This window comes from Streptomyces sp. NPDC051105 (genome assembly GCF_040682795.1).
Taxonomy (GTDB): Bacteria; Actinomycetota; Actinomycetes; order Streptomycetales; family Streptomycetaceae; genus Streptomyces.
The window spans coordinates 191,955-197,954 of sequence record NZ_JBFBBR010000013.1 but is presented as its reverse complement, the minus strand read 5'-3'; the positions used below and the strand labels follow the sequence as shown (position 1 = coordinate 197,954).

6 protein-coding genes are annotated in these 6,000 nt (G+C 71.8%); 1 reads left to right on the top strand and 5 read right to left on the bottom strand.

All coding sequences use genetic code 11. The annotated features are described in order from the left end of the window. Positions 1 to 2,316 (bottom strand): DEAD/DEAH box helicase (locus tag AB0N16_RS29525; protein ID WP_365801862.1); only part of this gene is annotated, 2,316 nt, incomplete at its 3' end. A gap of 612 nt (positions 2,317 to 2,928) precedes the next feature. On the opposite strand from AB0N16_RS29525, the gene AB0N16_RS29520 reads away from it, so the two are divergent. Beyond that, complete coding sequence (locus AB0N16_RS29520; RefSeq protein WP_365801860.1) at positions 2,929 to 3,675, top strand: ferritin-like fold-containing protein; 747 nt, start codon at positions 2,929 to 2,931, stop codon at positions 3,673 to 3,675. Positions 3,676 to 3,840: 165 nt separating this feature from the next. Here the strand turns inward: AB0N16_RS29520 and AB0N16_RS29515 are convergent, their stop codons facing one another. From AB0N16_RS29515 to AB0N16_RS29500, 4 genes are all read right to left on the bottom strand, one after another. Continuing rightward, positions 3,841 to 4,113 (bottom strand): hypothetical protein, encoded by a 273-nt coding sequence (locus tag AB0N16_RS29515; RefSeq protein WP_365802004.1) that lies wholly within the window; start codon positions 4,111 to 4,113, stop codon positions 3,841 to 3,843. Positions 4,114 to 4,361: 248 nt separating this feature from the next. Next, positions 4,362 to 4,589: a DUF3107 domain-containing protein gene (locus AB0N16_RS29510; RefSeq protein WP_046730492.1), complete on the bottom strand. Its 228-nt coding sequence runs from the start codon at positions 4,587 to 4,589 to the stop codon at positions 4,362 to 4,364. 150 nt (positions 4,590 to 4,739) lie between these two features. Continuing rightward, positions 4,740 to 5,381: a TetR/AcrR family transcriptional regulator gene (locus AB0N16_RS29505; protein WP_362569462.1), complete on the bottom strand. Its 642-nt coding sequence runs from the start codon at positions 5,379 to 5,381 to the stop codon at positions 4,740 to 4,742. Between the two features lie 166 nt (positions 5,382 to 5,547). Beyond that, the gene (locus AB0N16_RS29500; protein ID WP_365801858.1) at positions 5,548 to 5,778 is read right to left on the bottom strand and encodes a hypothetical protein; all 231 of its coding nucleotides are present in this window, start codon (positions 5,776 to 5,778) and stop codon (positions 5,548 to 5,550) included. Positions 5,779 to 6,000: the final 222 nt, after the last annotated feature.

Here is a 6,000-nt window from a genome sequence, read left to right as displayed (position 1 = left end):
CGGCTTGGTCTCCGTGACCTCGGCGGTCTCCGGGGCGGCGGCCGTCTCGGTGGCGGCGGCCGTCTTCCGGGTCCGGCGCGGCTTGGCCTCGGTGGCCTCGGCCGTGTCCACCGCCGTTTCGGCGGCGGCCGCGGTCTTGCGGGTGCGGCGCGGCTTGGTCTCCGTGACCTCGGCGGTCTCCGGGGCGGCGGCCGTCTCGGTGGCGGCGGCCGTCTTCCGGGTCCGGCGCGGCTTGGCCTCGGTGGTCTCGGCCGTGTCGACGGCCGTTTCGGCGGCGGCTGCCGTCTTGCGGGTACGACGCGGCTTGGCCGCCTCCGTCTCCGTCTCGGCCTCGGTCGTCGCCGGAGCGGCGGCCGCGGTCTTACGGGTCCGGCGGGGCTTCGACTCCGTCGCCTCGACCGTGTCCACCGTGTCCACCGCGGCCTCGGCGGCCTTGCGGGTGCGGCGGCGCGGCTTGGCCTCCGCTTCGACGGACTCCGCGGTGTCCACGGCCGTCTCGGCGCTCGCCGCGGCCTTGCGGGTGCGGCGCGGCTTGGTCTCGACGGCGACCTCGGGCTCCGGCGTCGCCACGACCGCTTCGGCCGGCTCGGCGGCCTTGCGGGTCCGGCGGCGGACCGGCGTCACCGGGGCCTGGACGGTCTCGACGGTCTCCTGCGGAGCCTGCGTGACCTCGGCCGGTGTCACCGCGGCCTCCGCGGACTTGCGGGTCCGACGGCGGCGCGGCTTCTCCGCGGCGACCGGCTCCGCCACGGCCTCGACGGTCTCGACGACCGCCTCCGGCGACACGGTCTCCGGCGTCACGGTCTCCGGCGTCACGGTCTCCAGTGCGGCGGCCGTCACCGGCTCCGGCGACGCTCCGCCGCGCGTACGGCGCCGACGGCGCGGGGTGCGGGACCCCGCGGGCTCCGACGCCGTGACGGACTCGGCGACGGGGGACGCGGACTCGGCGGCCGGCGCCGAGGACGTCGTACCGGATGCCGCATCCAGCGCCGTACCGGCGCGGGTGCGACGGCGGCGCCGCGGGGTGCGGGACGGACGCTCGCGCTCCTCGGCGCGGGCCTCGACCCGGTCACCGCGGTCACCCCGGTCGCCTCGGCCACCGCGACCACGGCCACCGCGACCGCCGGTCTCGCCCAGGTCCTCCAGCTCCTCCGCCTCGAGACCGGCGCGGGTGCGCTCCGAACGCGGCAGGACGCCCTTGGTGCCGGCCGGGATCTTCAGGTCCTCGAAGAAGTGCGGGGAGGTCGAGTACGTCTCCACCGGCTCGGGGAAGCCGAGTTCCAGCGCCTTGTTGATGAGCTGCCAGCGCGGGATGTCGTCCCAGTCGACGAACGTGATCGCCGTACCCGACGCACCCGCCCGGCCCGTACGGCCGACCCGGTGCAGATACGTCTTCTCGTCCTCGGGGGACTGGTAGTTGATGACGTGGGTGACGCCTTCGACGTCGATACCGCGAGCGGCGACGTCGGTGCAGACGAGGACATCCACCTTGCCGTTGCGGAAGGCGCGCAGCGCCTGCTCGCGGGCACCCTGGCCCAGGTCGCCGTGGACGGCGCCGGAGGCGAAACCGCGGCGCTGCAGCTGCTCGGCGATGTCGGCGGCGGTGCGCTTGGTACGGCAGAAGATCATCGCCAGTCCGCGGCCCTCGGACTGGAGGATGCGGGCGATCATCTCCGGCTTGTCCATGGAGTGCGCGCGGTAGACGAACTGCGCGATGTTCGCGACGGTCGCGCCCGTGTCGTCCGGCGCGGTGGCGCGGATGTGGGTGGGCTGGCTCATGTACCGGCGCGCGAGGCCGATGACCGCGCCCGGCATGGTCGCCGAGAACAGCATGGTCTGGCGCCTGGCCGGGAGCATGTTGATGATCTTCTCGACGTCGGGCAGGAAGCCCAGGTCGAGCATCTCGTCGGCCTCGTCCAGGACGAGCGACTTGATGTGCTTCAGGTTCAGCTTCTTCTGGCCCGCGAGGTCCAGGAGCCGGCCCGGGGTGCCGACGACCACGTCGACGCCCTTCTTCAGGGCCTCGACCTGCGGCTCGTAGGCCCGGCCGCCGTAGATGGCCAGCACGCGCACGTTGCGGACCTTGCCGGCCGTCAGCAGGTCGTTGGTGACCTGGGTGCAGAGCTCGCGCGTGGGGACGACGACGAGCGCCTGCGGGGCTTCGGTGAGGGCCTCGGGGGCGGCGCGGCCGGCCTCCACGTCGGCGGGGACGGTCACGCGCTCCAGGAGCGGCAGACCGAAACCGAGGGTCTTGCCGGTGCCGGTCTTGGCCTGGCCGATGACATCGCTGCCGGACATGGCGACCGGGAGTGTCATCTCCTGGATGGGGAAGGGAGAGATGATGCCGACGGCCTCCAGGGCCTCGGCGGTCTCGGGGAGGATCCCGAGGTCTCGAAACGTCGTAGTCAGGGTGCTGCCTCTTCTGTGTGTCGCGGTCCGAGGCGAGCGTGGGGGTCTTTGACGGACCGTGCCGGGGGACGTCGGCTGCCTTACGGGCGGGCCGGGTTCGGCACGCCGTATGACACGGGACCTCTACCAACGCTCTAGCGCTCGTACCGCTGAGGTGTCCCTCCGATCGTCGTACGCGATGTGCCGTACGCGCCGGGAGGGCTGTCGGGTCGGAGCCGATCGGGCCACCGACCGGGCATCCTCATACGTGCGGCCTGTCGAGGTACGTCCGAACGAATACGACGGCGTACCAGCAGGCGCATTACCACCATACCCCGGAATCGTGCACATGCGATGGCCGATTTGGTCACGTCGTGGTAGCCACAGTGGTTGACCTGGGGCTTCCCGGTGACTTCTCCGGGACTTCTCGGGTCTTCCCCGAGGGTTCCCCGGATCTTCCCGGGGGGCTTCCCCCAGGGCTTCCCGGATCTTCCCGGGGGGCTTCCCCCGGGGCTTCCCGGAGGCGCCGAGCGGGCTATTGTGCGCTTCATGACGAGCTCTGACAAGCCTGAGACCGCCTCCGCCGAACCGACCGGTGTCGCCGCCCAGGACTGGGCGCGGGCGGCCGCCGACCCGCAGTACCGTGCCGCGGTCGTGGACCTGCTCGGCGCGCTCGCGTACGGCGAGCTCGCGGCGTTCGAGCGCCTCGCGGAGGATGCCAAGCTGGCGCCCTCGCTGGTGGACAAGGCCGAGCTGGCGAAGATGGCGTCGGCCGAGTTCCAGCACTTCGAGCGGTTGCGGAACCGGCTGACGGAGATCGGCGAGGACGCGACGCTGGCGATGGAGCCGTTCGTCGCGGCCCTCGACGGCTTCCACCGGCAGACGGCGCCGTCGGACTGGCTGGAAGGCCTGGTCAAGGCGTACGTCGGCGACTCGATCGCCAGTGACTTCTACCGGGAGGTCGCGGCCCGGCTGGACTCGGACACCCGCGAACTGGTGCTGGCCGTGCTCGACGACACGGGGCACGCCGGATTCGCCGTGGAGCGGGTGCGGGCGGCCATCGACGCCGACCCTCGGGTGGGGGGCCGGCTGGCGCTGTGGGCGCGGCGGCTGATGGGGGAGGCGCTGTCGCAGTCCCAGCGGGTAGTGGCCGACCGGGACGCGCTGTCGACCATGCTGGTGGGCGGGGTGGCCGACGGGTTCGATCTCGCCGAGGTGGGGCGGATGTTCTCGCGGATCACCGAGGCGCACACGAAGCGGATGGCTGCGCTGGGCCTGGCCGCCTAGCGCTCTGTGCGCTCGGTAAGGGGAACCAAGGGGGAAGCTGCGTGGCTGCGGCTGCGGCTGCGGCTGCGTGGTGGCTGGTCGCGCAGTTCCCCGCGCCCCTTCGGGGGCGCTTCGGCTCGGGGCGCTTGAAGGTCCTCGGCGTCTGAACGTCCTCGGCGCTTGACGCTACGCCGGGATCGATCGTCGGCGCAGATGGCGGCCGGCCGGGCGGAGCAGCAGCGAGAGGGACGCCGCCGAGACGATCGCGGCACCCAGAAGGCTTACCAGGGCCGTGCCCGGGCCGAGGGCGCTGTGGGTGACGAAGTCGCCGAAGAGGGCTCCTGCGACACCTGTGGAGAACACCAGCGGGCGAGCCGGAAGACGGTGGGAAAGGCGGCTGGCCGCGGCCCACGACAGGGCCAGGCCGAGCAGTGCGGATCCAAGGACTTCCAGCAGCATCATTGAGTGGTCCCTCCCACGGCCGGCCGGTGCTTCGCGGTCGTAGGCCGTCATACCCGTGACCTGCGGAATGCAATCCTCCTCTGTGGGTGACTTGTGCACCGGATGTGGAGAGCGGACACCACGGAGACGTGGAGAGCGGACACCACGGAGACGTGGAGAGCGGACACGACGGAGATGTGGAGAGCGGACACGACGGAGGGGCCCGGCGGACACACGTCCGCCGGGCCCCTCCCGTGCTGCTGTGGCTAGACCGCGCTGAAGCCCACCTTGCGCACCGTCGGCTCGCCGAGCTCGATGTACGCCAGGCGGTCCGTCGGGACCAGCACCTTGCGGCCGCGCTCGTCCTCCAGGGACAGCACCTGCGACTTACCGGCGAGCGCGTCGGCGACGAGGCGCTCGACCTCCTCGGCGTTCAGACCGCTCTCCAGCACGATCTCGCGGGGCGCGTGCTGCACGCCGATCTTGACCTCCACGGCTATGTCCCTCCGACGGTCAGTGAAGTGCGCGTCCTTCCGCGCCGTACGCAGCACACATTAGCCCGGTGAGGGGACGTACACGCTGCGGGCGTGCACGCCAGGAGCGAACAGCGAACGGGAATGCCGCGACGACCGGCCCTCGACGCCTCAGTGGTGGTCGGTGCCGTGCAGCGGGAAGCCGGCGATGCCCCGCCAGGCCAGCGAGGCCAGCAGCTGCACCGCCTGGTCGCGCGGGACGCTGCGGTCGCTGTGCAGCCAGGAGCGTGCCACCACCTGGGCGAGGCCGCCGAGACCGGAGGCCAGCAGCATCGACTCGGCGCGCGAGAGGCCGGTGTCCTCGGCGATCACATCGCAGATCGCCTCGGCGCACTCGTTGGTGACCTTGTCGACGCGCTCGCGCACCGCGGGTTCGTTCGTCAGGTCGGACTCGAAGACCAGGCGGAAGGCGCCGCCGTCGTCCTCGACGTACGCGAAGTACGCGTCCATGGTCGCCCGGACCCGCTGCTTGTTGTCGGTCGTCGACGCGAGCGCCCCGCGCACGGCCTGGATCAGGGCGTCGCAGTGCTGGTCCAGCAGGGCCAGGTAGAGGTCGAGCTTGCCCGGGAAGTGCTGGTAGAGCACCGGCTTGCTGACACCGGCGCGTTCGGCGATGTCGTCCATCGCGGCCGCGTGGTACCCCTGCGCGACGAAAACTTCCTGGGCGGCGCCCAGCAACTGGTTCCGACGGGCACGGCGCGGCAGGCGCGTGCCCCGCGGGCGCGCCGCCTCTGTCTGCTCGATGGCTGTCACGCCGCCTCCCAAAATCGTCCACATGCGGATTACGCCGCCCGGCCATCGTACTTTTCGGTAACCGTGCTGTGCGCGGTGCGAGCGCAGAATTTCACGTACCGGACGACGGCGAAAGCCGCACCGGGAAATGCGGACAGGCCAGGCGGACCCGCCGGAGCCTCCGCGGTCAGCGGTAGTCGTCCTCGTCGTGGGAGACCACGCGTGCCTGTTCGATGAGATCGGCCTCGTTCGCGCGGCCCTCGTCCACACCGGTGAGCGGGTCGTCATGGGACGGTGCGACGTCCTTGTGCTGCTCGGCTGCGTCGCCCTCCGGGGCCTCGACGCCGATCTCCGGGGCGTCCTCCGCCTCCGGCTCCAGATCGTCGAGCGCGTCGGGGTCGGTGGGGTCATAGGCCATGGTGGGCTCCCTTCCATCGAATGTCCCTGGCAGAAGCAGGGGGCAATAAACGGGTGCCCTCTTTATGAGCGTAGGAGACACCGGATGCGGACGCTATGCCATCGACGGCCGTCCGCCCCGGATATCGCCGACGGCCGTCCCGTCGCCGTCGGCCGTGCCCGTGGCCTCGCCGCCGGCTAGTCGGCGCACCTTCCGTGGTGCGGCGCGGCGGCTCCCCTTCCT

Bases quoted from the DNA above. Each gene is read 5' to 3' on its own strand.
- AB0N16_RS29500 (WP_365801858.1), bottom strand. From the start codon at position 5,778: ATGGCCTATGACCCCACCGACCCCGACGCGCTCGACGATCTGGAGCCG.
- AB0N16_RS29515 (WP_365802004.1), bottom strand. From the start codon at position 4,113: ATGCTGCTGGAAGTCCTTGGATCCGCACTGCTCGGCCTGGCCCTGTCG.